This is a genomic window from Polaromonas sp. AET17H-212 (assembly GCF_002379085.1).
In the GTDB taxonomy this organism is placed as follows: Bacteria; Pseudomonadota; Gammaproteobacteria; order Burkholderiales; family Burkholderiaceae_C; genus Polaromonas.
Map to the genome: position 1 here is coordinate 55,208 of NZ_NBZW01000003.1, position 24,804 is coordinate 80,011.

The 24,804-nt window shown below is 58.1% G+C and carries 22 protein-coding genes; 10 read left to right on the forward strand and 12 right to left on the reverse strand.

What is annotated here, in order from left to right:
• Together B7G53_RS04300 and B7G53_RS04305 are read right to left on the reverse strand one after the other, a co-directional pair.
• A complete protein-coding gene (locus B7G53_RS04300) occupies positions 1-660 on the reverse strand; it encodes a TetR/AcrR family transcriptional regulator (protein ID WP_096664057.1) in 660 nt (219 codons plus the stop codon).
• Between the two features lie 184 nt (positions 661-844).
• Positions 845-1,369, reverse strand: coding sequence for a phasin family protein (locus B7G53_RS04305; RefSeq protein ID WP_096664060.1), 525 nt, complete (start codon positions 1,367-1,369; stop codon positions 845-847).
• Positions 1,370-1,592: 223 nt separating this feature from the next.
• Between B7G53_RS04305 and B7G53_RS04310 the strand changes: the two genes are divergently transcribed.
• The 6 genes from B7G53_RS04310 (at position 1,593) to B7G53_RS04335 (ending at position 9,373) form a co-directional block, all read left to right on the forward strand.
• Positions 1,593-3,590: an SDR family oxidoreductase gene (locus B7G53_RS04310; protein WP_096664063.1), complete on the forward strand. Its 1,998-nt coding sequence runs from the start codon at positions 1,593-1,595 to the stop codon at positions 3,588-3,590.
• Between the two features lie 152 nt (positions 3,591-3,742).
• Positions 3,743-4,810, forward strand: coding sequence for a dTDP-glucose 4,6-dehydratase (gene rfbB / locus B7G53_RS04315; protein WP_096664066.1), 1,068 nt, complete (start codon positions 3,743-3,745; stop codon positions 4,808-4,810).
• A 46-nt stretch (positions 4,811-4,856) separates the two neighbouring features.
• Positions 4,857-5,780 (forward strand): dTDP-4-dehydrorhamnose reductase, encoded by a 924-nt coding sequence (rfbD, locus tag B7G53_RS04320; RefSeq protein WP_096664069.1) that lies wholly within the window; start codon positions 4,857-4,859, stop codon positions 5,778-5,780.
• The gene (gene rfbA / locus B7G53_RS04325; RefSeq protein ID WP_096664071.1) at positions 5,777-6,664 is read left to right on the forward strand and encodes a glucose-1-phosphate thymidylyltransferase RfbA; all 888 of its coding nucleotides are present in this window, start codon (positions 5,777-5,779) and stop codon (positions 6,662-6,664) included. Before rfbD ends, rfbA begins: the two co-directional genes overlap by 4 nt.
• A complete protein-coding gene (gene rfbC, locus B7G53_RS04330; RefSeq protein WP_096664075.1) occupies positions 6,661-7,206 on the forward strand; it encodes a dTDP-4-dehydrorhamnose 3,5-epimerase in 546 nt (181 codons plus the stop codon). The genes rfbA and rfbC overlap by 4 nt, the downstream gene beginning before the upstream one ends.
• Before the next feature lie 142 nt (positions 7,207-7,348).
• Positions 7,349-9,373, forward strand: a complete 2,025-nt coding sequence (locus B7G53_RS04335; RefSeq protein WP_096664077.1) for an acyltransferase family protein — start codon at positions 7,349-7,351, stop codon at positions 9,371-9,373.
• A gap of 47 nt (positions 9,374-9,420) precedes the next feature.
• Here the strand turns inward: B7G53_RS04335 and rffA are convergent, their stop codons facing one another.
• The 10 genes from rffA to B7G53_RS04385 form a co-directional block, all read right to left on the reverse strand.
• On the reverse strand, positions 9,421-10,569 hold the full coding sequence (rffA, locus tag B7G53_RS04340; RefSeq protein WP_096664080.1) for a dTDP-4-amino-4,6-dideoxygalactose transaminase: 1,149 nt from the start codon (positions 10,567-10,569) through the stop codon (positions 9,421-9,423).
• On the reverse strand, positions 10,559-12,193 hold the full coding sequence (locus B7G53_RS04345) for a hypothetical protein (protein WP_141396288.1): 1,635 nt from the start codon (positions 12,191-12,193) through the stop codon (positions 10,559-10,561). Before B7G53_RS04345 ends, rffA begins: the two co-directional genes overlap by 11 nt.
• Positions 12,186-12,560: an EamA family transporter gene (locus B7G53_RS04350; RefSeq protein ID WP_096664085.1), complete on the reverse strand. Its 375-nt coding sequence runs from the start codon at positions 12,558-12,560 to the stop codon at positions 12,186-12,188. The genes B7G53_RS04345 and B7G53_RS04350 overlap by 8 nt, the downstream gene beginning before the upstream one ends.
• On the reverse strand, positions 12,560-13,480 hold the full coding sequence (locus tag B7G53_RS04355) for a hypothetical protein (protein WP_096664088.1): 921 nt from the start codon (positions 13,478-13,480) through the stop codon (positions 12,560-12,562). Before B7G53_RS04355 ends, B7G53_RS04350 begins: the two co-directional genes overlap by 1 nt.
• A complete protein-coding gene (locus B7G53_RS04360) occupies positions 13,477-14,142 on the reverse strand; it encodes an acetyltransferase (RefSeq protein WP_096664090.1) in 666 nt (221 codons plus the stop codon). The genes B7G53_RS04355 and B7G53_RS04360 overlap by 4 nt, the downstream gene beginning before the upstream one ends.
• Positions 14,139-14,774 (reverse strand): class I SAM-dependent methyltransferase, encoded by a 636-nt coding sequence (locus B7G53_RS04365; RefSeq protein WP_096664093.1) that lies wholly within the window; start codon positions 14,772-14,774, stop codon positions 14,139-14,141. The genes B7G53_RS04360 and B7G53_RS04365 overlap by 4 nt, the downstream gene beginning before the upstream one ends.
• Complete coding sequence (locus B7G53_RS04370; protein WP_096664096.1) at positions 14,755-15,684, reverse strand: glycosyltransferase family 2 protein; 930 nt, start codon at positions 15,682-15,684, stop codon at positions 14,755-14,757. The genes B7G53_RS04365 and B7G53_RS04370 overlap by 20 nt, the downstream gene beginning before the upstream one ends.
• A complete protein-coding gene (locus B7G53_RS04375; protein ID WP_096664099.1) occupies positions 15,681-16,376 on the reverse strand; it encodes a WbqC family protein in 696 nt (231 codons plus the stop codon). The genes B7G53_RS04370 and B7G53_RS04375 overlap by 4 nt, the downstream gene beginning before the upstream one ends.
• Positions 16,373-18,199, reverse strand: coding sequence for a hypothetical protein (locus B7G53_RS04380; RefSeq protein ID WP_096664102.1), 1,827 nt, complete (start codon positions 18,197-18,199; stop codon positions 16,373-16,375). Before B7G53_RS04380 ends, B7G53_RS04375 begins: the two co-directional genes overlap by 4 nt.
• A gap of 197 nt (positions 18,200-18,396) precedes the next feature.
• The gene (locus B7G53_RS04385) at positions 18,397-19,365 is read right to left on the reverse strand and encodes a GDSL-type esterase/lipase family protein (RefSeq protein ID WP_141396289.1); all 969 of its coding nucleotides are present in this window, start codon (positions 19,363-19,365) and stop codon (positions 18,397-18,399) included.
• 181 nt (positions 19,366-19,546) lie between these two features.
• On the opposite strand from B7G53_RS04385, the gene B7G53_RS04395 reads away from it, so the two are divergent.
• The 4 genes from B7G53_RS04395 to wbpD all read left to right on the forward strand — a co-directional run bounded on the left by B7G53_RS04395 (position 19,547) and on the right by wbpD (position 24,770).
• Positions 19,547-21,622, forward strand: a complete 2,076-nt coding sequence (locus B7G53_RS04395) for a hypothetical protein (RefSeq protein WP_141396290.1) — start codon at positions 19,547-19,549, stop codon at positions 21,620-21,622.
• A 311-nt stretch (positions 21,623-21,933) separates the two neighbouring features.
• Positions 21,934-23,229 carry a nucleotide sugar dehydrogenase gene (locus B7G53_RS04400; RefSeq protein WP_096664110.1) on the forward strand — a complete coding sequence of 432 codons (1,296 nt, stop codon included), beginning with the start codon at positions 21,934-21,936 and terminating at the stop codon, positions 23,227-23,229.
• Between the two features lie 18 nt (positions 23,230-23,247).
• Positions 23,248-24,195, forward strand: a complete 948-nt coding sequence (locus B7G53_RS04405) for a Gfo/Idh/MocA family protein (RefSeq protein ID WP_096664113.1) — start codon at positions 23,248-23,250, stop codon at positions 24,193-24,195.
• Positions 24,192-24,770, forward strand: coding sequence for a UDP-2-acetamido-3-amino-2,3-dideoxy-D-glucuronate N-acetyltransferase (gene wbpD / locus B7G53_RS04410; RefSeq protein ID WP_096664116.1), 579 nt, complete (start codon positions 24,192-24,194; stop codon positions 24,768-24,770). Before B7G53_RS04405 ends, wbpD begins: the two co-directional genes overlap by 4 nt.
• The last annotated feature ends 34 nt before the right edge of the window (positions 24,771-24,804 follow it).

Sequence of the window (24,804 nt, forward strand, 5' to 3'; positions counted from 1 at the left end):
TCAGGCGGGGCTGGTGTAGGCACCCACCAGGGCCTGCAAGTGCATGCGCTGGCCCTGCTCGAGGTAGGGAATCAGCAAGTTGAGGACGTGGTGCGCACCGCGCAGCAGGGCGGCCTGGGCGTTTTCCGGCTCCAGTGCATGGCGCGGGTCGCGCACGTATTCGAAACTCAGCCAGTAGGTCAGCACCACCACCATGCTGGTGGCCGTGGCCTCGACCTCGCGCGAGTCGATGCTGACGGTGTTGGCCCGGCTCATGCTGTCGAGCATGGTCTTGACCGAGCGGGTCTTGTTTTTCAGCACCCACTGGAAGTGGGTTTCCAGCCGCCGGTTCTTGCTGAGCAGGTCGTTGAGGTCGCGGTACAGGAAGCGGTATTGCCAGATCAGTTCGAACAGCGTGTGCATGAAAAACCAGGCGTCCTCCACGTCACGCACGCTGTCGCTGGCATTGAGCAGCTCGCTCAGGGAACGCTCGTAGCGGTCGAACAAGGAGTTGATCAGCTCGTCCTTGGCGGGGTAGTGGTAGTACAGGTTGCCGGGGCTGATGCCCAGTTCGGCCGAGATCAGCGTGGTCGACACATTGGGTTCACCAAAACGGTTGAACAGATCAAGCGTCACTTCCAGGATGCGTTCAGCAGTTCGGCGCGGCGCTTTTTTCGCCATGGTGTCTACCTCGTGTTTTTGTTCGACTCTAACCCACTCGCCCGGGTGTTGGAATTATTGATCTTTTGTAACTACTCAGGTAGTTTGGGCTGGTTTTACGCCCTCTCCCCCTGGGAGAGGGACGGGGTGAGGGGACGAAAAAAAGGACGCTTCAACGTCCTTTGGGGGTTCGAGGTGCCAGGTATCAGGCGGACTTGCGAGCCGGCGCGCGCTTGGCGGCTGGTTTGCGCACTGCGGCTTTTCCGGCGGCGGGTTTTGCTCTGGCGGCACGCGGCGCTGACTTGGATGCAGCCGGTTTGGCGCCCATCTTCTGCACGTTCTTGTTGAGCTCGTCGATCCGCGCGATAAGGGCTTCCACGTCCTTGGCAGAGGGCACGCCCAGCTTGTTCAGGGCCTTGGCGACGCGCTCTTCAAAAATGTTCTCCAGCTTGTCCCACTGGGTGCCGGCTTTCGAGGTGATGTCGGTCGCCATGGTGGCCATCTTGCTGGTGGCGGTGGAAATCTTCTCTTCGGCAACAGCCTGCGTCTTGCGCTGGATGGACAGACCCTCCTTGACCAGGGTCTCGAAGACCTTGCCCCCTTCTTCCTGCGCCTTGGAAAAAGCACCCAGGCCGGCCAGCCAGATCTGCTGGGCCGATTCCTTCACGGCACCCGAGAGTTGGGGGCCTGATTTTTTGTCGGCGCTCATTTTTTGCAGTTTCTTGACCATGGGGGACTCCTGTCGATGGGTGGATGGCTGGTTGGCGCCGCCATTGGGCGACACGGTTATGAAAATATAAGCGCTGCAGGGGTGCAGGTTTAGGTGTTTGCTCCTAAAACGCTAGTGGTCCGCCCCTATGGAAAAACGGTGCCAGACAGGGTGGGCGCGGGTTTCTGCTGACCGGCGGGCAGCGGGGCTTGCGCAAGAATAGAGTGATCTTGCGGAGAACACAATGCAGTATTTCGTCACTGGAGCCACTGGCTTCATCGGTAAACGGCTGGTCAAAAAGCTTCTGGCGCGCAAGGGTGCGACGGTGTATTTCCTCATCCGCAAGGAAAGTGCCGGCAAGGTCGATGCCTTGCGTGAGTACTGGGGCGTCAGCGCCGCCAGGGCGGTTCCTGTGCATGGTGACCTCACGGCGAAGAAACTCGGCGTCTCGAGCGACGACGCCAAAAAACTCAAAGGCCAGATTGACCATTTCTACCACCTCGCGGCTGTTTACGATCTGAGTGCCGACGAGGAAAGCCAGATTGCCGTCAATGTGGACGGTACCCGCCACACGGTCGAGTTCGCCAAGGCCATCGAGGCCGGGCATTTTCACCATGTGAGTTCCATCGCCGCGGCCGGGCTGTACGAAGGCGTGTTCCGCGAGGACATGTTCGAGGAAGCCGAGAACTACGACCACCCGTATTTCATGACCAAGCATGAAAGCGAAAAAATCGTGCGCAAGGAGTGCAAGGTGCCCTGGACCGTGTTCCGCCCGGCCATGGTGGTGGGCGACAGCACCACCGGCGAGATGGACAAGATCGACGGGCCTTATTACTTCTTCAAGCTGATCCAGCGCATGCGCCAGCTGTTGCCACCCTGGATGCCGGCCGTGGGCCTGGAGGGGGGGCGCATCAACATCGTGCCGGTCGATTTTGTGGTTGATGCGCTGGACGTCATCAGCCACAAGGCCAGTATTGCCAAAAAATGCTTCCACCTGGTCGATCCGGTGGGGTACCGCGTTGGCGACGTGCTCGACATCTTCAGCCGGGCTGCGCATGCACCCAAGATGAACCTGTTTGTCAATGCGGCCCTGCTCGGCTTCATTCCGCGCAGCGTCAAGAAAAGCCTGATGGCCCTGGCGCCGGTGCGCCGTGTGCGCAATGCCATCATGGCCGACCTGGGCCTGCCCGAGGACATGCTGACCTTCGTCAACTACCCGACGCGCTTTGACTGCCGCGAAACCCTGGCAGCGCTCAAGGGCTCGGGCGTCGAATGCCCCAACCTGAAAGACTACGCATGGCGCGTGTGGGACTATTGGGAGCGTCACCTCGACCCCGACCTGCACATCGACCGCTCGCTCAAGGGCACCGTCAGCGGCAAGGTGGTGCTGATCACCGGCGGGTCCTCGGGCATTGGTTTGGCGGCCGCCCACAAGTTTGCCGAAGCCGGCGCCATCACCCTCATCTGCGGCCGCGACCAGGACAAGCTCGATGAGGCCTGCAAGGAGGCCCGGGCCAGGGGCTGCCACTTCATCGCCTACCCGGCCGATATTGCCGACATGGCCGACTGCGACCGCTTTGTACAGGCGCTGATCGAAAAACACGGCGGCGTTGATTTCCTCATCAACAACGCGGGCCGGTCGATTCGCCGCGCCATCGAGGCCAGTTATGACCGGTTCCATGACTTCGAGCGCACCATGCAGCTCAACTACTTCGGCTGCCTGCGGGTCACCATGGGTTTTTTGCCCGGTATGGTCGCCAAACACAAGGGCCACGTGGTCAATATCAGCTCGATCGGCGTGTTGACCAATGCACCGCGCTTTTCGGCCTACGTGGCCTCCAAATCGGCGCTGGACGCCTGGACACGCTGCGCGTCCAGCGAATTTGCCGACCAGGGCATCACCTTCACCACCATCAACATGCCGCTGGTGCGCACACCGATGATCGCCCCGACCAACCTCTACAACAACGTCCCGACCCTGAGCCCGGAAGAGGCTGCCGACCTGGTGGCCCAAGCCTGCATCTTCAAGCCGGTGCGCATCGCCACCCGCCTGGGCATTGCCGGCCAGGTGCTGCATGCCCTGCTGCCGCGCGTGGCGCAAATCGCCATGAATACCAGCTTTCGCATGTTCCCCGACTCATCGGCCGCCAAGGGCGCGAAGCCGGGCGACAAACCGGTCAAGCAGACGTTGTCCCCGGAAGCCGTGGCGCTGCAGCAGATGATGCGGGGCATTCACTTCTGACCGTCGTGCGGTCTGAAAAAAAGAATCGCTCCCAGAGGGCGATTTTTTGTTTGTGCTGCTGGCGACGGAGTTGGGGCGACGAGAGCGCCAAAGGCATAATGCAAGCGGGCGTCGAGCGGCGCAGGTGCATAGAGACACAGAGGGACGGGCTCATGATTGTGGTTACCGGAGGTGCGGGTTTCATCGGCGCCAATTTTGTTCTTGACTGGCTGGCCGGGCGCAATGAGCCGGTTATCAATCTGGACAAACTCACCTATGCCGGCAACATGGAAACCCTGGCGACGTTGCAGGACGATCCGAGGCATGTTTTCGTCAAGGGAGACATCGGTGACAGCGCGCTTGTGGGCGGCCTGCTGGCCCGGCACCAGCCGCGCGCCATCGTCAATTTTGCAGCCGAATCCCATGTCGACCGGTCCATTTCAAGCCCGGAAGATTTCATCCAGACCAACATCGTCGGCACTTTCCGCTTGCTGGAGGCGGTCCGGGCCTACTGGGGTGGCCTGGGCGCTGAAGCCAAGGCCGGCTTTCGTTTCCTGCATGTGTCAACCGACGAGGTCTACGGCTCACTGGCACCGACGGAACCTGCCTTTACAGAGACGCACCGGTACGAGCCCAACAGCCCCTATTCAGCCAGCAAGGCCGCCAGCGACCATCTCGTACGGGCCTATCACCACACCTATGGTTTGCCGGTGCTCACCACCAACTGCAGCAACAACTACGGCCCCTACCATTTTCCCGAAAAGCTGATTCCCCTGATGATTGTCAACGCGCTGGCCGGCAAACCTCTGCCGGTTTATGGCGACGGCATGCAGGTGCGCGACTGGCTTTATGTGAAAGACCATTGCAGCGCAATCCGCCGCGTGCTCGAAGCCGGCAGGGCGGGCGAGGTCTACAACGTGGGCGGCTGGAACGAAAAGCCCAACATCGCCATTGTGAACATCGTCTGCGACCTGCTCGACGAACTTCGGCCGCGCACCGATGGAAAACAATACCGCGAGCAGATCAGCTATGTCAAGGATCGCCCGGGCCATGACCGCCGCTACGCCATCGACGCCGGGAAAATCCAGCGCGAGCTGGGCTGGAAGCCTGCGGAGACCTTTGAAACCGGCATACGCAAGACGGTGCAGTGGTACCTGACCCACCCGGAGTGGGTGGCGCACGTGCAAAGCGGCGCTTACCGCGAATGGGTGAGTCGGCAGTACGCCCCGGTTTCCGAGTAAGTTGTCACGCCGGGCCTGACCCGGCATCCATGCCCCCGCATTACCCATGAAAATTCTCCTCTTCGGAAAAAACGGCCAGGTTGGCTGGGAACTGCAGCGCAGCCTGGCGCCATTGGGTGAACTTGTCGCGCTGGATCGCCACAGCACCGAGTTGTGCGGCGACCTCGCAAATCTGGCCGGGATCAGCGCGACGGTGCGCCAGTTGCGGCCCGATGTCATCGTCAATGCCGCCGCCTATACGGCGGTCGACAAGGCGGAGGGCGACGCCGAACTCGCCCGGACGGTGAATGCCTTGGCGCCCGGCGCCCTGGCGGAGACGGCGCAAGGCATAGGCGCGTGGCTGGTGCACTATTCGAGCGACTATGTGTTTGACGGCAGCGGCACAAGCGCCTGGAAAGAAACGGACACCCCCGCGCCGCTGTCCGTCTATGGCCGGTCCAAGCTTGAAGGCGAAGGCTTGGTGGCCGGACGTTGCGCGCGGCATCTGGTTTTCAGGTCAAGTTGGGTATATGCCGCGCGCGGCGAAAACTTCGCCAAGACGATTTTGCGGCTCGCCGCGGAGCGCGACCGCTTCGACGTGGTGGATGACCAGGTCGGGGCGCCCACGGGCGCCGAGCTGGTGGCCGACGTGACGGCTCATGCCCTGCGCCGGGTCCTGCAGGAGCGGCCGGCAGAGGGCCTCCGGTACGCGGGCCTGTACCACCTGGCGGCCGGCGGCGAGGTATCGCGGCACGCTTATGCGCGTTTTGTGGTGGCCCAGGCGCAGTGCCTGGGCATTCCCCTGAAGGCAAATGTGGCTAATATTGCGCCAGCCAGCAGTGCTGCATTTCGGGCGCTGGCCACGCGCCCCTGCAATTCCCGGCTCGACAGCACCAAGCTCAAAAGCGCTTTCGGCCTGAACTTGCCGGTCTGGCAGCCCGGTGTCGAACGAATGTTGAACGAACTACTTATGACTGTCCCCCAAACATGACTCAGCGCAAAGGCATTATTCTGGCCGGAGGATCCGGCACACGTTTGCACCCGGCAACGCTGGCCATCAGCAAACAGCTTCTGCCGGTGTACGACAAGCCGATGATTTACTACCCGCTCAGCACGCTCATGCTGGCCGGGATACGCGACATACTGGTGATCAGCACACCGCAGGATACGCCCCGCTTCGAGTTGCTGCTGGGCGATGGTTCGCAGTGGGGCCTGAACCTGCAGTATGCGGTGCAGCCGTCGCCCGACGGCCTGGCGCAGGCTTTCCTGATCGGTGAAGAATTCATCGGCGACTCGCCCAGCGCGCTGGTGCTGGGCGACAACATCTTTTACGGCCACAGTTTTGCGCAGGTGCTGACCGATGCGCATGCGCAGACTTCCGGTGCCACGGTGTTCGCCTACCACGTGACCAACCCCGAGCGTTATGGCGTTGTCGCCTTCGACGCCGAGGGCAAGGCCAGCAGCATTGAGGAGAAACCCGAGCGGCCGAAAAGCAGCTTTGCGGTGACGGGCCTGTATTTTTACGACAACCAGGTCGTGGACATCGCAAAAAGCATCAAGCCCAGCGCGCGCGGTGAACTTGAAATCACCTCCGTCAACCAGGCCTACCTGGATCGCGGCGAATTGAATGTCCAGACCTTGCAGCGGGGCTACGCCTGGCTGGATACCGGGACGCACGAAAGCCTGTTGCAGGCCGGCCAGTTCATCGCCACGCTGGAGCAGCGCCAGGGCCTGAAAATCGCCTGCCCCGAAGAAATCGCGTGGCGCAGCCATTTCATCACGGACGCTCAATTGGAAGTGCTGGCGGCAGCCTTGTCAAAAAATGGGTACGGGCAATACCTCCAGAGGATATTGAGAGAAAATCCGGGCCCATGAAAGTCACCCCCACCGCTTTGCCGGAAGTGCTCGTCATCGAGCCGCAGGTTTTCCGCGACGATCGCGGTTTCTTCTTCGAAAGCTTCAATCGGCGAAATTTCGCGCGTGCCACCGGTGTGGATGCGGAGTTCGTCCAGGACAACCTCTCGTACTCCGGCAGGGGCGTGCTGCGCGGCCTGCATTACCAGATCCGGCAGCCGCAGGGAAAGCTGATGCATGTGATCCAGGGCAGCATTTTTGACGTTGCCGTCGATATCCGGCGCTCCTCCCCCACCTTCAAGCACTGGGTTGGGATAGAACTGACAAGCCAGGACCACAAGCAGCTATGGACACCCCCAGGCTTCGCGCACGGGTTTGTTGTGCTTAGCGAGGCGGCTGAAGTCTTCTACAAGGTCACGGACTACTATGCCCCGGAGCATGAGCGCAGCATACGCTGGGACGACCCCGACTTGGCCATTGAATGGCCAGCCTTGCCCTCCATCCTGCTCTCGAAAAGAGACCAGGACGCCCCCTTCTTGCCCTCCTGCGAGCTTCCATCTTGAGGCGAGCCGGCGGCGCCGCGGGCCGTTTGCCTGCAAGCATTACAGGGAGACTTGCCCGAATGGCTGGAGAATTGTCTATCGACCCGGGCCCAGCTCGGCATTCGCATAAGCGGTTGGCGCGCGTTCCGACGATGGAGCGGCCATGAGCATCGTCAAATACCGGCCGGACATCGACGGCCTGCGCGCGCTGGCGGTGATGTCGGTGCTTGTGTTCCACGTGAACCCCGGGCTGCTGCCGGGCGGGTTTCTGGGCGTGGATATCTTTTTTGTGATTTCCGGCTACCTGATCTCCCTGATCCTGTTTCGGGAGCAGGCCGAAGGGGCCTTCAGTTTTGCCGGTTTTTACGGCCGGCGCGTCAGGCGCCTCTTTCCGGCGCTGATGCTGGTTCTTGCCGCGAGCCTGATGTTCGGGTTTTTTGCCCTGTTTGCCAATGAGTACGAACGCCTGGGCAAGCACGCGGCTGCGGCCATTGTTTTCATCCTGAATTTTCAGCTGCTTGGCGAGGCGGGCTACTTCGACGCCGTTTCCTACAGCAAGCCGCTTTTGCACCTTTGGTCGCTGTCGGTGGAGGAGCAGTTTTACCTGCTGTGGCCGATTCTGCTGTTGGCGTCGCGCCGTTTTCGCTGCAATCCCGGCTGGGTAATTGCCGCCTGCGCCGCGTTGTCGCTTCTTTACGGGCTCCACCTGGGCCGCATCAGCCCGGACAAGCTGTACTACCACTCCCTTCCCCGATTCTGGGAGTTGCTGTCGGGGGTGGCGATTGCCTGGATGCACCAGAAGAACGGCACCAACTGGCTGCCGTCGAAGCTGCATCCGGCCCGCGCGCGCGATGCCCTGTCGCTGGCCGGGCTGGCCTTGACGGCAAGCGCCTTGCTCGCGTTCAACAAGACCTTGCCGCACCCCGGCTTGGCCACCCTGTGGCCCATCATGGGGGCGGTCATGCTGATGGCCTCTGGGCCGGGCGCCGTGGTCAACCGTATGCTGTCCTGGCGCCCCCTGGTGTGGATAGGGCTGATCAGCTACCCGCTTTACCTGTGGCATTGGCCGATTTTGTCCTATGCCCGGATTGCCGAATCCGGCAGCCCTGCGCCATGGGTTCTCTGGCTCGGTGCCGTGTTGGCGATAGTGCTGGCCTGGGCGACCTATGCGGGTGTTGAGTTGCCGCTGCGCCGGGCGGCAGGCAATGGCCAAGGCAAACGCAGGGTGACGGTTTTCCTGTGCTGCGCCATGGGCGCCTTGCTGGCGGCCGCGCTGGCCGTCGTCCTCGGCAAGGGCATGCCGGAGCGTCCGGCACTCCAGTATTTCAAGAAAAACGAGGGGCAGATGGTCCGCGAAGCGCGCCAGGACGCCTCCTGCCTGGCGCTCTTTGCCGGGAAGGTTGCCCCCGTCTATTGCCGGCAAAACCACGCCGGCGAACGCATGATTGCCGTGGTCGGGGATTCGCATGCGCACGTCCTCTTTTCCGGCATCTCCGAGCTTGCCGCTCAACAGGGTTACGGTACTCTTTTGCTGGCGAACTCCGGCTGCCCGCCTTTCATCGGCGCGGTCACGGGGCGCACGCCCGCCGAGCACGCGCAGTGCGCGCAAAGCATAGAAACCATCGTCGAGGCGCTGCGCCAGGACAAGCGCATCGCCAGCGTGGTGCTGGCCTCGCGCGGACCCCAGTACCTGAACGGGCTGGGGTTCGGGCCGGTCGAAGCCAACTACAACTTCCCGCCCATCGCGGCCCGTTCATCTCCCGCGGGTGGAGCTCCCGCCAGCCCCGAGCAGGTTTTTACCGAGGGGTTGGTGAATACCGCAGCGCAACTGCATGAGCGCGGCATGCGTGTGTCCTACCTGCTGCAGGTGCCGGAACTGGGCGTTTCGGCCCGGGACTGCCTGGGCCGCCCGCTGACGCTTTCCCAACAGGCCGACAGGTGCCGGGTGCCTTATGACATTTACCGAGGCCGGATGCAGCCTTACAGGGCGCAGATTGCCAGCCTGGCGGCAAAAGCCCCCTATCTGCACATCATCGACGTCGAGCCGGCTCTTTGCAGCGCCGGCGGTTGCTCCGGCCTGATTGACGGGCAGCTGATGTACGCGGATGACAACCACCTCAGCGTGGCGGGCTCAAGAAGGGTCGCGCCGCTGGTTGTGAAGACGGCGCTGCCTGCCGGCGGTCAATAGTTTTTTCCAGGGGATGGGCAGCCGCGGCGCAGGCCGCGTTCCACGGCTCAGGCGGCCCGGCGCAGGGCGTCGGCCAGCACCTGCACCACCCGGTCCTGCTGCGCTTCGGTCAGCCCTACCCACAGGGGCAGGCGGACCAGGCGGTCCGACAGGCTGTCGGTGATCTCCAGCGAGCCGTGGGTACGCCCGTAGCGTTTTCCGGCAGGGGAGGAGTGCAGCGGCACATAGTGAAAGACCGAGAAAACCTCGTTGCGCTTGAGCTCGCCCAGAACCGCCTGCCGGTCGATGTGCGGCGCCAGCAGCACGTAATACATGTGCGCGTTGTGCTGGCATTCCGTCGGCACAATCGGGCGCCGCAGCAACCCCTGGGCCTCGAGCAGGGCGAGCGCCGCATGGTAGTGCTCCCAGTTCGCCAAGCGCTGGGTGGTGATGTTCTGGGCATCTTCCAGCTGGGCCCACAGAAAGGCCGCGGTGATCTCGCCGGGCAGGAAGGAGGAGCCCACCTCCTGCCAGGTGTATTTGTCCACCTGGCCTCGGAAAAAGCGGCTGCGGTCCGTGCCCTTTTCACGGATGATTTCCGCGCGTAAGGCCATCTCAGGGTCGTTGACCAGCAGGGCGCCGCCTTCTCCCGAAATGACGTTCTTGGTTTCGTGGAAGCTGTAGGCGCCCAGGTCGCCTATGCTGCCCAGCACGCGGCCCTTGTAGCTGGCCATCACGCCTTGGGCGGCGTCTTCGACGACCCGCAGGCCATGGCGACGGGCAATGTCCAGGATCGTGTCCATCTCGCAGGCCACGCCGGCGTAGTGCACCGGCGCGATGGCCTTGGTGCGCGGCGTGATCGCAGCCTCGATCAGGCGCTCGTCCAGATTCAGCGTGTCTTCCCGTATGTCCACAAACACCGGCACGCCGCCGCGCAGCACAAAGGCATTGGCCGTCGAGACGAAGGTGTAGGAGGGCATGATGACTTCGTCGCCGGGCTGGATATCCAGCAGCAGGGCCGCCATCTCCAGGGCCGCGGTGCAGGAGTGGGTGAGCAGCGCCTTGGCGCAGCCGGTCTGTTCCTCAATCCAGCCGTGGCAGCGTTTGGTGAAGGGGCCGTCGCCGGCGAGCATATGACCCGATTTCGCTTCGGTGATGTAACGCAGCTCCTTGCCTGTCATGTACGGCCGGTTGAAGGCTATCTTGTCAATTTTCATGTTTTTGAGGTGGTGAATCCGACAACGGGACAGAGATTTTTTCGCTACATCTGCGCCAGCTTATCCGCTGTTGACCAAGGGTAAGTTCCGAAATTTCCCTAAGTGAGCCATCGTGGTGCTCGTCGCAATATTTTTTCAAGTATTCGTATCGCTCCTCTGTTGCGAGAAAAGGCATTCCCGCTGACTGCCGAAGCCGATCAACCACGCCGCGCTGTCGTTTTTGCTCGGCAAAAGCCACCGAAAACGGCGACCAAGTGAAGACCCCCAATCCGTAGAGGCGATACGTCATGGCGGCGGGCGAGGCTCCCAGCACGGGGTATATCCTTTCAAAAGGAAACGAGTCTCCCCAAATGACTACTGGCTCGGCTGGAAATGCGGTGAACTCCCGGCGGGTCTCAATTGCCGCCAACTCAAAATTCTTCGAATTTTCAGTCGCGGCAGAGGCACTGATGGCTGCGGCCGTGGCCACGAGCAACGCTGCGAGGGGACGTAGTGGGCGAAATGCTTTTTCGCTGAGGAACGGGGCCACGGCCAGCAGCGATAGCAGCGGAACATAGACACGCAGGATGCCGGGGCGTCCCAGAACACCCATGATGATGATTGCTGCCAGGAAAAGCAGCCAACTGGCTGCGATGCCATAGCTAGGCCGAAGTAGTGCCAGGATCAGTGCGATTGCAAGCAAGGGCCGAATATCCGGATGCCATAAAGACTTCAGACTTAGCCATGCATTCGCCCAAGAATTCGAGCCGGCCGGCAGAATCCCTAGTTCACCCAGCATGGAGCGCAGTAGCTTCGGATCGGCAATACGTGTATCGACAAAAAACCAAGTTGACACCAGATCGACGTCGTTGACGCTAAAGCCATGGCGTTTAAGTATGTCCGGATGCTGCTTCAGCTCTTCGCCCGCGCCAAAGTCCGTAAAAGCTGCGCGCGCAGGATTGAGTTGGTTGAATGGCTCCCACTCCTTCCCTTGATAGTTCCCGGCGTCAAAAATAGCTGAGATTGCTATTGCCCCGATTAATAACGCAAAAGTGCCACGTGCAACGGGCTTGCGCCATAAGGGCTGCCACGGTATCAACGGTAGCGCGACCAGGAAAACTAGTAAAAACTCGTGACTGCGCACTAGGTAGCTCAGAAATGCGAGTACGCAGCCGGCTCCAAGTGCAAGAGGGCTGTTGTGCCGTGCGTAGACATGCCAGCAGACCAATGCCGCCACCAGCAGCAGGCCAGCATTTACCGTGAATTGCGGAAACAATATCGGTCGAATCATTACCAAGGCCAGCATCGCCAGGCATGCTGGTGCTCCAGCGCCGAGCCTGTGCATCCCGTAAAAGATCGCCGCGCCGACAGCGAAAAGTACGGCTAGCGTCGCGAGGGAGTATCCAAGTACTCCGCCGACTGTTGGGAGCGCACCAACAAAATAGCCCCATAGTATGTTTGAAAACATCAACTTGGGCGAACTCTGCGCCGCCATGCCGTAGCCGTGGGCGATCATCGACATCCCCACGTCATCGTTGGTTTCCCACGCGGGCGTGAATAGTGCACAAAGCAGCAGGAGCAACACCGCCGAGCTTGATAGTGCGAACGCCAGCGAAAAGCGCGGCATTGCTTGTCGGTCAGCCACGCGCCGCCACCATCGTACCGACCACAATTAGCGCCACGCCTAGCACTCTTTGAAACGTCACGGGTTCATTCAAAAGCCATCCACTCAGTAACAGTACCACCACGAAATTCAAGCTCATGAATGGGTAAGCATGACTCAGGTCGAACTTGGTCATGGCAGCCATCCACGCGAGAGAAGCCAGAAATGCAGCAGCAAAGCCCGAGAAGATTGCTGGATCAAACAGCAATGAAATCAGAAACTTCAGTTTCTCAAAAAAATCAGTTGGAAGCAGGCCAAATTTCGCGATGCGCCACTTAAGAATAAGCTGTCCGTAAACAGTAAATCCTATTGTTGCGACAATATAAAGATAATCGACAAGACGTGGCATTAACCTTGCTCCAATACGGCCAAACCAAAGCCGGTTTTGCCGTAACCATTGCCGTTGTACAGCATGTAACGCTGGCCTTTATGGTCAAAAACGAATGGGTATTCGATCATTTCTGAGTCCCAACCTGTTGTAGAGACATCGATGCCAACTTGACTGTCAAGTCGTTCCCACTGCCGACCATCCTCGGATTCCGCATATCCAATACGATAGGACTGGCCACGAAAGGAGTACCACATCCTCCAGCAGTCATTGTCATGAATAACTGACGGCCTAGAGATTGCGAACTCTTGCTCGTTTGCAAAATCGATGGCAACAAGCCCATTTCGTTGCCAAATTATTCCGTCGCAAGATTCGGCATACTTAATATGGTATCTATGCTCAGGTTTCCCATTGCGCATTTTCCAACCAGTGCACGACAGGTACCACATACGCCAGAGACCATCTTCAGGTAGGACGCAACAACTTGCGCAGAAATGCGGTTCACGCATAGAACGATCAACAATTGGCCCGCTCGAAAAGCGCGTGAATTCACCACCCTCGGTGCTGATGGACAAGCCTATTGAGTTACGAAAAGGAACTGTTACGCCCAGATTCCAGCCAATATAGTAGAGAAATCTTTGACCCTTATGGCAAGTAAGCCAAGTTGCCATCGCGCCACTATCATCAAACTCGCCAATATCTCCAGGGACAAGAACTGGCTTGGTGGATATGTCCAGTAGCTGATTCGGACGATCGATGTCGATTACCGTATAACCCGTATAGCTCCTACTGGATTTGTCGCGTGAGCTGAAATAAATCTTAAATAAACCTCCACCTAAGCTCTCGGCGATAGGCACGGCCGCATGCGAATGCATCCATTCAACCTCACCTGCGGGACAAAAAATGAGGCCAAGCTTTTTCCACCTTTTATTGGGTTTCATATCCCTCTCAACCTCGTGCTGGGTACGTTTGAGCGTTCCGTTGCTGCACCGATGTAAACGCCTTCCGGCGCCGCATCCGCGAGCAGCAGTGCTCCAGCGCCAATCACGCATTTTTCACCCACCTTGATATGGTCGCGCAGTGTTGCATTCACACCGATAAAGCACTGCTCCCCAATCTCCACGCCGCCTGAAACAACTACATGCGAGGCAATAAAGCAGTGGTCCTTGATGGTGGAGTGATGCCCAATGTGATTACCGCTCCAAAGCGTGACATTGTTGCCAATGGTGACGAACGGTTGAATGGTGTTATCTTCAAAAATGAAACAGTTCTCTCCAATATGACCTTCGTTCAGAACGGTGGCGTGGGAACTAATAAAGCTGGCTAACCGGTAACCCAATGCCTTGGCTGCCAGATATTTTTCCTTTCGAACAGCATTTAGCTTGGAGTAGCTAAGTGCAACAAAAATCTCGCACTGATCCGGAGCAAAATGCGTGGTGACATCTTCAAAGGCGACAACCGGAAGTCCACACAACGCTGCATCCGTCAAATACGCTGCGTCCACGGTGAAGGCGACGACTTCGTATTCCGAATCCGAGCTGAAATAGAAGTGTGCAAGTTGGGCAATGTCACCAGAGCCAAAGATAACCAGGGGGGTTTTCATGGCTGCTTCCTCACCAAGATCGTAAATTCATAAAGCCCGTAGTCATGAAGAAGAGCCACGTTACGAGAATAGCGACGCTTGCAGAGATCAAATAGAACACATGGATCTGCGTAATACAAATTGTCTCGCATCCTGTCCGCATCAGAGTAAGAAGTGAGGCAGTTGAACGCAAAACCGATGCGACTGGTATTGTCAAGCACATCCAGGGTTGCTTCAAGATAAGACCACCATTCGTCCTCTGATCTGCCCAACCGGACATTAAAAATGCCACTCGCAACGCCGTAGTCAGCAACTTGATCAGGCTCGCTGGAAAGGACAAAGCGAGCCTGCGATTTGTCTTTATAGCGCTGCTCGGCAGCTCGAATCATGCTTTCGGAGACATCGATCCCCGAATAGGAGAAGCGCTCATGTTCGGAGGCGAGAAAATCATATAGCGCCCCATAGCCAGCCCCCAGATCATTTATTGAAAATTGATTCGGGGTATCAATGATTTTGCATAGTTGCCCGAAACGCAAGGTCTGGCTTTCTTCACCATTCCAATCAACGCCCCGAGGGGTTTCGCCATGTTGGGCCAGCTTGGATGAGTAGTATTCGGCAACTTCGGTCAGCAAGTCAGTTTTGTTGTTTTGCATAAATCTGCCTCACGATTGTGTAGGGGCGCTGTTTGGTTTCAGAGAAAATTTTTGAGAGGTAGATGCCAACTACACCTATAAAAGATATGACCATTCCGCCAAGGAGCCAGATCGAAGCCATAACGGAGGTCCAGCCGCTTAATGGTTTGGCAAGGAACAGCCAGTGAAAGGCCAAGTAAGTGGTGTAGAAAATCGCGACGAGAGAGATCAATATACCGATATAGAAGATGCTGACCAATGGTGCATTGCTAAACGAAGTCACCGAATTGACAAGTAAAGTCATTTTTCTTCGGAAGGTGTATGTGGTTTCACTGGTGCTGTGCTTTTTCACGACCTGTGGAAGTTGAGCAAAGCCTGTGATGTGCCATAGGCCTGCCATGAAGACTTCTCGTTCCTCATGGCGCAATAGGGCATCCACGTAGCGGCGCGTCATCAATCGTGCCGTGACGATATTTTCGGGTAGGGCCAGCCCAGTGAGTGCTTTGAAGAATCGGTAGAACCACTGGCCGCTCCAGCGTTCGAACCAACCGCCCTTGCGCTGTTCTTGGACCCCGTACACCACATCGCACGTGTTGCTCCGCATCTGCTTGGCAAAGGCAATCAAGCACTCCGGCTCTTCTTCCAAGTCACTGTCGATCAGAAATACTCGGTCACCCTTGGCATGGGCAAGCCCAGTCATCATGGCCTTATGATGGCCGAAGTTACGGGAGAGATCTACGACGACAACGTGGCTGTCGCTCTCGGTGAGTTGCACGGCAATGTCTAGGCTGTTGTCGGGCGATCCGTCGTTCACTAGAACGATTTCGTAATCTTCACCCACGAGTTGTTTGGCAGCAGCGCATGCCCGCTGATGAAACTCGGCAATATAAGCCGCCGATTGGTAAAGCGTAGCAACAATAGAAAGCTTCATGGGGGTACGTACTTCATATAGCGGGTCGCGTCTTTTCCGCAACTGAACAGCAGATCGAGGATGGTGACCCCGTGGGCGAATTCGCCCCAGAGTTGTGGGTATTCGGAGTATCCGGCGTAATCAAACCAGGTCAGTTTGATGCCCGCTTCACTGAATACGGTTTCCTCAATGTAATCCTTGGCCGAGGGGCCTGAGATGTATTCCGTGCCGCCTGCCTGGGCACAAAGGTCGGCCAAGCGCTCCGTCTTTCCATCAAGCAGTGTGTAGTCCCATGAATTAGTGATGGTCGTCTTGATCCCCAAGTAACCGCACACGGCCTCAATGAACCGGCGATTTAACTGGGACAGATGCGTGCAAGGCTCAGCGAGATACAGCGGCTCAAGCCATGCAGCGATCTCGCCAAAGTGTGGCGCACGGCGATAGTTTTGCGCCAATGCTTTCCAATGCGCCAATGCCCAGTCGGAGCCGTCAATCCCGGTATCCCTGATTTTTTGATGATACTTTCCCTTGACCTGCACCGGAACCGTCAGCCACTGCACCCCCTGCGGCGTCTTGATCTGGTTGCGGTTGCGCCAGTCGCGTCGCGTGAACTGCATGTCGTCGTACAGGATGAACTCATCCACCGCCGCGATCATGTCGAAATAGCCTTTCCAGGGGATGTAGTTGGACTGGACGATGGCGATTTTTTTCATGGGCGTGCGGTTTTCTTTGCGGTGCAAGCGGCGGCCGCTGCTTCGGGGGAACGTATCGGTTTGAAAATCTCTTGCAGCCGGGCGTCCTCATAGCCGCCCGCGCCCGCGGCCGTTTTGAACCTGCCAACCATTTCAAAATCCTTGGCGAGGTCCGCGCCGTAGACCGACAGCACATCGGGCGAAATTCGCCGGGGCCCGTCGTTTTCCAGGAGCAGCCATGCCTGCGAGAGATCGTCGCAGGACACGCCCTTCAGGGACGCTTCCGCCAGCGCCTCGCTGCCGGGATAACCGCCGATTATCCATGCCTGCCCGATGCTGTTGGCCCCCATGGCGTACAGAATGCCGGGAGACTGGCCTGTCAGGTCAATCATCGGGGTGTCATTCTTGAATCCGGCCGCCGTTGCTGTCCTGACGGCTTCGTCAACATAGCGGCCAAACCCGCCGGAGAGAATCAGTTTCTGTCCGGGGCGCCCGAATTCGGCGACGTAGTCATTTTTCCAGAGCGGCTCGGGTTGGCGATAGGGTGTGGCCATGCCTGTGTGGATTAGTGTCACGGTGATCAGTTGGCCGGCCAAAGCGAGGGGAAGCAATACCGCCCGCAAGCTTGCGGAGGAGGTCATGGGGCCGAGGATAGCAATTCCACCCAAGACCCAGAACAAGCCTGCACTGGCGCCAGTGATCCAGTAGTTGCCATTGGTTCCAAAGGCATAGGCGTACGGTAGCACCAGGAATACCAGCGCTATCCCGATCTGGCCGCGGTTGAGGTCACGCAGGCCTTTGAGCCGCAGGAGCACCCCTGCGATCACAGCGGCTGCGGCGGGAACCGCCAAAATAAGTAGTTCCTGGAACTTGCCGGCATACAAGCGCCCGGGGGAGGCACGAAAAATCACAACCAGAGACAGCCCCGCCAAGAGCAGTGTCGCCAACGCGCCGGCCCCCGCTAGCCACTTGTTATTCGCTCCGCCGAGACAAGCGGCGCCCACGGATAGCGACATGACAATTAAAAAAAGTATGCTTGCCTTCGGGCCGAGTGTGAAACGATCAAAACGAAGCAACTCGGTCAACGTGTACCCGCCGCCCAGCAATCTGGCTGCTTCGACTCCTCCCCGCAAGCGGTCAATGAAAATAATAATGGAGCCGTCAATAGCCCATGCACTCAAACAGACAAGCGCGGCGGATGTTGCAGCGGCGGCCGCGAGTAGCCGGAGATTCAACTTCGCGGCAACGAGAACGTAGACGACTGTGCAGGCTGCCAGCGCTGCCGCCGTTGTCGGTTTCGCCATAAAGGCCAGCCATCCGCCTACCCCCACCAGCAGCCATCCGGCAATGCTCGGCGCGGACGGTTTGGTGCTGCAAAGGAGCAAGCCGATCGAGGCAATCAGCTGCGCCTGTAGCGTCAGGCTGTAGTAGCTGGGGGTTGGCACCCAGGTGGCCAGAAAGAGCTGCGACACCGTGGCCAGCGCGGCGGCAACTACCGCGAGGGGGGCCTTGCCCAAGGCCGCGGAGGAAAAAGTGGTCCTCAGAAACACCCAGCACAGCGTCCATGCCAGTGCAAAGGTGAAAAGAATGTTGAACTGTCTCAAGGCCGTGACCTGGCCGTCGAGCAGTGCGTAGACCGGGTGGTAAACAAATCCGTATTGGGTGACCGAGGCGGCATACCGGGAGGGATGGGCCATCCAGACCAAGTAAAAGCTCTCATCCGTGAAGTCAATGCCATAGTGGCTGAACCGGAGCAGCCATGCTAGCGTGACCGCAGTAACGAGGATCGCTGCGGCAAGCAGGACCTTTTCTTGGTGTTCCTGACGGGTAAGGGTATGAGTCACGCGATGAGATTTTGTTCTTGAGTAACTCATTAGTTTAATCCCCAGTTTTGCCAGTCTGGGCGTGTTTCCGTTCCTGCCAAATAACACCGGATTACGATATGTAAACAGAGTGCGCCTTGCCTTAACATGCGGCACTGGCAATTCGAAGATGAAGATGAAGGCGGAGTCGGGGGTTTCGGAGCGGATCCGGTCCAGCCTCAGCGGCCGGGCGATGAAGCCTCATCCAACTGGGGACCGCTTGGTGGTGCGGCATTCGCGGTTTCCAGGACGCTGCGTAGTTCTTCAGTCCAGTAGGCATACGCCGCCGGCGAGAGGTGAAACGCATCTTTCTTATTGTGATATTTCCTCGCCAGGTTGCCATTGCTGTCGCGCATTTTCCTGCCGGCATTCAGGAAAGTGAAATTCGCAAACGCAGCGCAAACGCGCTGCAGGTCTTGATTGATCGTTTGAATGCGCTGGTTGTATCCCGCCAGTTCAACGGGGGCGACCGTCTGATCAACAGGGAAAATGGCGTTCAGCACCACGCGCTGATCCTTGGGCCGGTTCGCCAGCATCAGCCGGATGTGCTTGGCGATCAAGGGATCTGCGGGGGCGCCCAGCCCAAGGTTGTTAGTCCCAATCGCAATTACCAGAAGCCTGGACGTCTGGAAGTGCGGCATGACTTTCGCGTACAGACGGATGCGGTAAAGAGTGCCGGCAGTGTTGTCGCCACTTAAGCCAAGATTAACGGCTGTAGGCGCTAGTGCAGATACCTCCAGACCGCGAACTATGCTGTCGCCTACAAAAAAAACTGGATCTGGAGGCACCAAGCTCATGAGCGCAAACTGTGTATAGAGGGGGTAGGTGAAGTGGTCCCTGCCGATGATTGCGGCCAGTTCTTTTTGGTAGTCACGGACTGGTGGTGGTGGCGTTTCGACGGCCTCCGGCACCAGCACCGGCGCTGGCACTGGTTCTGGTTCTGGTTCTGGTTCTGGCGGTGGCGGGGGAAGAGGTTGAGGTGGTTGGCTCACCATTGCCGACAGTTTCCGGATCGTTCGATCCGCCAGGTCGGTTTTGACGAGTGCCAAGCCTACAACGACATGCAAACCGGCCACATATAAGATAATCAGCGCGGCCCAGAGTCGGCGGCGAGGGGAGGGCTTTCGGGTTGCGGGGATGTCGTTCATGGGTTGGCGGATTATAGGTTTCGGCGCCGTGGGAGAATCTCCCGGGGCTGTGGCGTCCGGCTAGCAGTAGATGCCGGTTTTGCATTGCGCGCAGGCCTTCTTCACGTGACGTGCGCCGACCGGGGTTGTGGGCGGCCTAAGAGGTGCGCGCAGTGTTTAACCCTCTCTTCTATTGGACCCCATGAAATCAGGCTTCCTGTTGTCTTCTGCTGATGCGCACGCAAGTCCATCGCACGCCCGCGCGAGTGCTGGCGACCTGGCCTACGCGGCACTCATCCTGGCGGCCGGCATGTTCATCGGCCAATGGTTTACCGGCTCCGGCATCGTCAAGGCCTTTCATTTTTACCAGGAAACTTTTGCGCCGGCCGTAATGGTCGCCTGCGGGCATGAATTTGCCCAGCCGGTCCCCGAGCCGCAGGCGATGACCGAATACCTGGCGGCTCAACGTCCGGTATTTGCTTGTGCTGATATTCCGGCGTCGGTGGCGATGGGGACTCCCACGCCTTTTCAGCAATTTCACAAGTACCTGCTGCTTGTCGTGGCGGGCGCGTGGAAGCTGGGCGGGGTGTCGTGGGCGGCGCTGCAACCTTTGTACGGCCTGGTTCTGGGTTTGACCGGTCTGGCGGCCTACGCCTTGTGTCGCAGTGCGATGGGGCGGCCCCTGAGCCTGGTTTGCGCCGGCCTGATGATGCTGTCGCCGCTGCAACTGTTCAATCTGCCGCACCTGCGCGATTACATCAAGGCGCCGTTCTTTTTGGGTGTGCTTGCCCTGCTGGTCTGGCAGCTCCGTGCGGAAAAATTCAGCAGAAGCTCCGTAGCCTGGTCCGCGCTGGCGGGCATTTTGACCGGAATAGGCATGGGTTTTCGGATTGATCTTGTGACTTTGGCACCGCTCTATTTACTCGCGATATTTCTTTTTTTTCCTGACAAATTGGCCGCCAACTTTCTGTGTAAGGGCGCGAACGCGCTGGCGTTCATGGCTGCGCTTACTATTTGTGCAGCGCAGGTTGTCGGCGGCTCTCAATCAGGTGGCATGTCGCATGTACTGGTGCTGGGATTGATGGGTGAGTTTGATCCTAAGCTGGGCTTGGCAGAAGCGTTGTACGGGCTGGGCCATCACTACCTGGATATGTACGCCAGCACGCTACTGAACGGCTACGCCGTTTTGCATGGCTATGGCGGTGGAGTCATAGAGTTTCCGACACCGGAATACGGGCGTCTTGGGGCGCAGTACTACGCGGATATCGCTGCGACCTTCCCGGCCGACATGGCCACTCGCTTTCTAGCCGCAGCCTGGAAGATCCTCCACCTCCCGGTGACCGCGTTCGTGACCTACGAGGACCTCTATTTTTTCTACGACGATTTCATCGATCCCAAATTGTGGGCGTTCACCCACCACCGGATCTGGGACCTGGTATCGATCGGTGTATTGGCGAGTGCCCTGCTCATTATTTTGAGGCGTGGCCTGAGATTGGGGATGGCTGCCATGGTCATTCTGCTTTTCATGGCCGGTTATCCCTTTCTCCAGTTCGGCGTCCGCCATTACTTCTATTTGCAGGTGGTCGGGTTGTGGCTGACAGGCCTCGTCTTGCAGACCTGGGCCGACAAGCTGGGCAAGGTGTGGGCCGCATACCGGTCCGGCTCCGGCGTCATTGCAGCCCTGGGTGAGGATCTTCGGGTCAGCTGGAAGGTTGTCTTGATTCAGTTCTCGATCTTCTTTGTGGTGCTGCCTGCGTTGATTTTTTTCGGGTTGCGGGCCTATCAGTCCAAGCATACCCTTGCGCTTTTCGAGTCCTACGCTAGCGCGAAGACCGAGCCGCTCGCCGGCATTGAGCGCATCCGGTCTGGTGATCTGCTCAGGATGGCTCCGCAAGGCTTGTTTGCGCCCCTGGGCAGCCCCTTGAGCGGCGTGCACAAGGCGCGCATCGAGTTTTTGGTGGCTGACTTCGACCAGCGCCGCTGCGGCCGGGACTCGGTCCATGTGAAATATACCTACGAGTTCAACTCGCCCGTGTACGACTTCAATCAACGCGTTTCTCTGGGCATCGATCAGCAGACGCGGGTAGTGTTTCCCGTCTTTCAGCGTGATGGGCACTTTCGTTTTGCCGGGGTTGAAATGCCCGCGACTGAAGCCCCCTGTCTGGTGGACTTGACCCGAATCGCAGATCCGCAGAAACTGAAGCTGCCACTGACGTTCAGGTTTCCGGGTAACTGGCGTGATCTCCCTCGTTACCGCGAAATCGCGGAGCGCCCGTAAAATGGCGTTTTATTCGCGCGTTTGCCGGGGAAGGTTGGTCGGCTGATCAGTTAACATCGGCCGCGGGTTCTTTGCCCGTTAAAGGGAGGGGAAGCCGCTTCCGGCAATTAGGGAGTTGGGACTGGCTATCTCAATCGATCTGGACTTCTTGATTTCAAGAGGTTTTGGGCGCGCAATTGAATCACTCTATGGCCTGTAAATCAGGGAATCAAGATATGCCTACGGGCCAGCGCGGTGCGGTCGCATTTGCTTTGAGTTGAAGCGCCATGGACGGACGCCCGGCTTCCGATAAACATAATCACTAGTCATCTATGAACCTGGATCACGCGAAAATTGCAGTAATTGGTTTGGGCTATGTTGGGCTGCCGCTGGCGGTTGAGTTTGGCAAGCTTCGAAAGGTTGTTGGTTTTGACATCAATCAGGCCCGCATTGGCGAGCTGAAGGTGGGGCAGGACAGCACGCTGGAAGTGACTCCCGCCGAGTTAAAGCTGGCCGGTGGGCTGAGTTTTAGCAGCAATGCGGCCGATCTGGAGTCTTGCCATATTTTTATTGTCACGGTGCCTACACCTGTAGATAAGGCTAACCGTCCTGATCTTTCGCCGCTGGTCAAGGCCAGCGAAACCGTTGGCCGCTCAATGCCTCCAGGCGCCTTGGTGATTTACGAATCCACCGTGTATCCTGGCGCCACCGAAGAGGTGTGTGTGCCAATTCTCGAAAAGTACAGTAAAGGGAAGTTCAACATAGACTTTTTCTGCGGCTACAGTCCCGAGCGCATCAATCCCGGAGACAAGGTCAACACCCTGACCAAGATCAAGAAGATCACTAGCGGCAGTACGCCTGACGTTGCTGATGTGGTAGACGCCCTCTACGGCAGCATCATTACCGCCGGCACCCACAAGGCCAGTAGCCTCAAGGTGGCGGAAGCTGCCAAGGTCATAGAAAATACCCAGCGCGACCTGAATATTGCGCTTGTCAACGAACTCTCGGTCATTTTTGAACGCTTGGGCATTGACACGCTGGATGTGCTCGAAGCCGCTGGCAGTAAATGGAACTTTTTGCCGTTCCGGCCCGGACTGGTCGGGGGGCACTGCATTGGCGTGGATCCATATTATCTGACTCACAAGGCTGAGGAAGTGGGTTACCACCCGCAGGTTATCTTGGCCGGCCGCCGCATCAACGACAACATGGCCCGTTATGTGGCGCGCAATACCATCAAACTCATGCTGAAAAACGGGATGGACGTGCCGCGCTGTCGCGTGGGTGTTCTGGGGATCACCTTCAAGGAGAACTGCCCTGACATCCGCAATAGCAAAGTGGTGGACATGGTGCGTGAGTTTGAGGCTTGGGGCGCCACGGTGGTGGTGGCCGACCCTTGGGCCGATGCGAAAGAAGTGATACATGAATACGGCCTGCAGTTGGGCCGTGTTGATGCCGAAAATCCGGTGGATGCGCTGGTAGTCGCGGTGGGACACAATGAATATCGTCATGCCACTCCGGCGGAGTTGCGCGCACTGTGTCGTGGTTCCCGGCCCGTACTGGCCGATGTGAAGAGCTTGGTTGATCGGCACGAGGCCGCGGCAGCTGGCTTCACTGTCTTCCGCTTGTAATTCCTTGAAAACAAATATATGAAAAATTTTGCTCTGATTGGCGCAGCCGGTTATATCGCGCCTCGTCATATGCACGCCATCAAAGATACTGGCAACCGTTTGGCAGTGGCTTATGACGTCAACGATTCTGTAGGCATCATTGACAGCATTTCACCCGAAAGCGAATTTTTTACGGAATTTGAACGCTTCCTCGAACATGGCTACAAGCTCAAGCGCGACGTCGCTACTGCGTTGAATTACGTGTCAGTTTGTACGCCAAACTACCTTCACCATTCACACATCGCTGCCGGCCTTCGCCTGGGCTGTGATGTGATCTGCGAAAAACCCCTGGTGCCGACTCCCGAGATGCTGGACGAGTTGGCGGCGGTCGAGAAGGAAACCGGTAAGCGCGTCTTTAACATTCTGCAATTGCGACACCATGCCGCCATCCTGAAGCTGCGCGACACAGTCGCCGCTGCGTCAAAAGATACGAAGTTCGATGTGGAGCTGACTTACATCACCTCGCGCGGAAAGTGGTATGCGGAAAGCTGGAAAGGTGATCCACGCAAGTCCTTCGGGATAGCTACCAACATCGGCGTTCATTTCTATGACATGCTGCATTTTATCTTCGGCAAGTTGCAGCAAAACGTGGTGCACTACAGTGGTGAGTCCAAGGCCGCAGGCTATTTGGAATATGAACATGCGCGGGTGCGCTGGTTTCTCTCTATCGATGCCAACGATCTGCCCGACGAGGTGAAGGGCAAGAAGTCCACGTACCGCAATATCGACATCAGCGGCGAGCAGCTTGAATTCTCTGAGGGCTTTACTGACCTGCATACGACCAGTTATAAGGAAATTCTTGCAGGTCGTGGCTATGGGCTGGATGACGCCCGTCACTGCATTGAGACGGTCAACGTTATCCGTACGGCCAAAATCGCCGTGATGGGTGCGGATGCGCATCCCTACGCAAAGCGGCTACGGACATGAGTTACACGCAGCACCCCAGTGCCATCGTGGACGATGGCGCTCAAATTGGCGAGGGATCACGCATCTGGCACTTTGTGCATGTCTGCGCGGGAGCCCGCATTGGCAAAGGGGTGTCGCTCGGTCAAAACGTGTTTGTCGGCAACAAGGTTGTCATTGGCGATGGCTGCAAGATCCAGAACAACGTCAGCGTGTATGACAATGTCACTCTGGAAGACGGTGTTTTTTGCGGCCCCAGCATGGTGTTTACCAATGTCTACAACCCTCGCGCGCTTATAGAGCGCAAGAGCGAATATAGGGCCACTCTGATCAGGAAAGGTGCTACCTTGGGCGCCAATTGCACCATCGTTTGTGGAACTACAGTGGGAGAGTACGCCTTTGTTGGTGCCGGCGCGGTCGTAAATAAAGACATTCCATCTTTTGCACTTATGGTGGGCGTGCCCGCAAGACAGATCGGCTGGATGAGCCGTTTTGGCGAGCGCCTTTCTTTGCCTCTGCAGGGCTCTGGCATGGCGGTGTGTGAGCATACCCAGGAGCGCTACGAGTTGAAAGACGGTATATGTTCGCTTTCGCACTGATGTCTTTGAGACTAGAGGAATATGTATGAATGCA

Bases quoted from the DNA above. Each gene is read 5' to 3' on its own strand.
- B7G53_RS04300 (WP_096664057.1), bottom strand. From the start codon at position 660: ATGGCGAAAAAAGCGCCGCGCCGAACTGCTGAACGCATCCTGGAAGTG.
- B7G53_RS04305 (WP_096664060.1), bottom strand. From the start codon at position 1,369: ATGGTCAAGAAACTGCAAAAAATGAGCGCCGACAAAAAATCAGGCCCC.
- B7G53_RS04310 (WP_096664063.1), top strand. From the start codon at position 1,593: ATGCAGTATTTCGTCACTGGAGCCACTGGCTTCATCGGTAAACGGCTG.
- rfbB (WP_096664066.1), top strand. From the start codon at position 3,743: ATGATTGTGGTTACCGGAGGTGCGGGTTTCATCGGCGCCAATTTTGTT.
- rfbD (WP_096664069.1), top strand. From the start codon at position 4,857: ATGAAAATTCTCCTCTTCGGAAAAAACGGCCAGGTTGGCTGGGAACTG.
- rfbA (WP_096664071.1), top strand. From the start codon at position 5,777: ATGACTCAGCGCAAAGGCATTATTCTGGCCGGAGGATCCGGCACACGT.
- rfbC (WP_096664075.1), top strand. From the start codon at position 6,661: ATGAAAGTCACCCCCACCGCTTTGCCGGAAGTGCTCGTCATCGAGCCG.
- B7G53_RS04335 (WP_096664077.1), top strand. From the start codon at position 7,349: ATGAGCATCGTCAAATACCGGCCGGACATCGACGGCCTGCGCGCGCTG.
- rffA (WP_096664080.1), bottom strand. From the start codon at position 10,569: ATGAAAATTGACAAGATAGCCTTCAACCGGCCGTACATGACAGGCAAG.
- B7G53_RS04350 (WP_096664085.1), bottom strand. From the start codon at position 12,560: ATGCCACGTCTTGTCGATTATCTTTATATTGTCGCAACAATAGGATTT.
- B7G53_RS04355 (WP_096664088.1), bottom strand. From the start codon at position 13,480: ATGAAACCCAATAAAAGGTGGAAAAAGCTTGGCCTCATTTTTTGTCCC.
- B7G53_RS04360 (WP_096664090.1), bottom strand. From the start codon at position 14,142: ATGAAAACCCCCCTGGTTATCTTTGGCTCTGGTGACATTGCCCAACTT.
- B7G53_RS04365 (WP_096664093.1), bottom strand. From the start codon at position 14,774: ATGCAAAACAACAAAACTGACTTGCTGACCGAAGTTGCCGAATACTAC.
- B7G53_RS04370 (WP_096664096.1), bottom strand. From the start codon at position 15,684: ATGAAGCTTTCTATTGTTGCTACGCTTTACCAATCGGCGGCTTATATT.
- B7G53_RS04375 (WP_096664099.1), bottom strand. From the start codon at position 16,376: ATGAAAAAAATCGCCATCGTCCAGTCCAACTACATCCCCTGGAAAGGC.
- B7G53_RS04385 (WP_141396289.1), bottom strand. From the start codon at position 19,365: ATGAACGACATCCCCGCAACCCGAAAGCCCTCCCCTCGCCGCCGACTC.
- B7G53_RS04395 (WP_141396290.1), top strand. From the start codon at position 19,547: ATGAAATCAGGCTTCCTGTTGTCTTCTGCTGATGCGCACGCAAGTCCA.
- B7G53_RS04400 (WP_096664110.1), top strand. From the start codon at position 21,934: ATGAACCTGGATCACGCGAAAATTGCAGTAATTGGTTTGGGCTATGTT.
- B7G53_RS04405 (WP_096664113.1), top strand. From the start codon at position 23,248: ATGAAAAATTTTGCTCTGATTGGCGCAGCCGGTTATATCGCGCCTCGT.
- wbpD (WP_096664116.1), top strand. From the start codon at position 24,192: ATGAGTTACACGCAGCACCCCAGTGCCATCGTGGACGATGGCGCTCAA.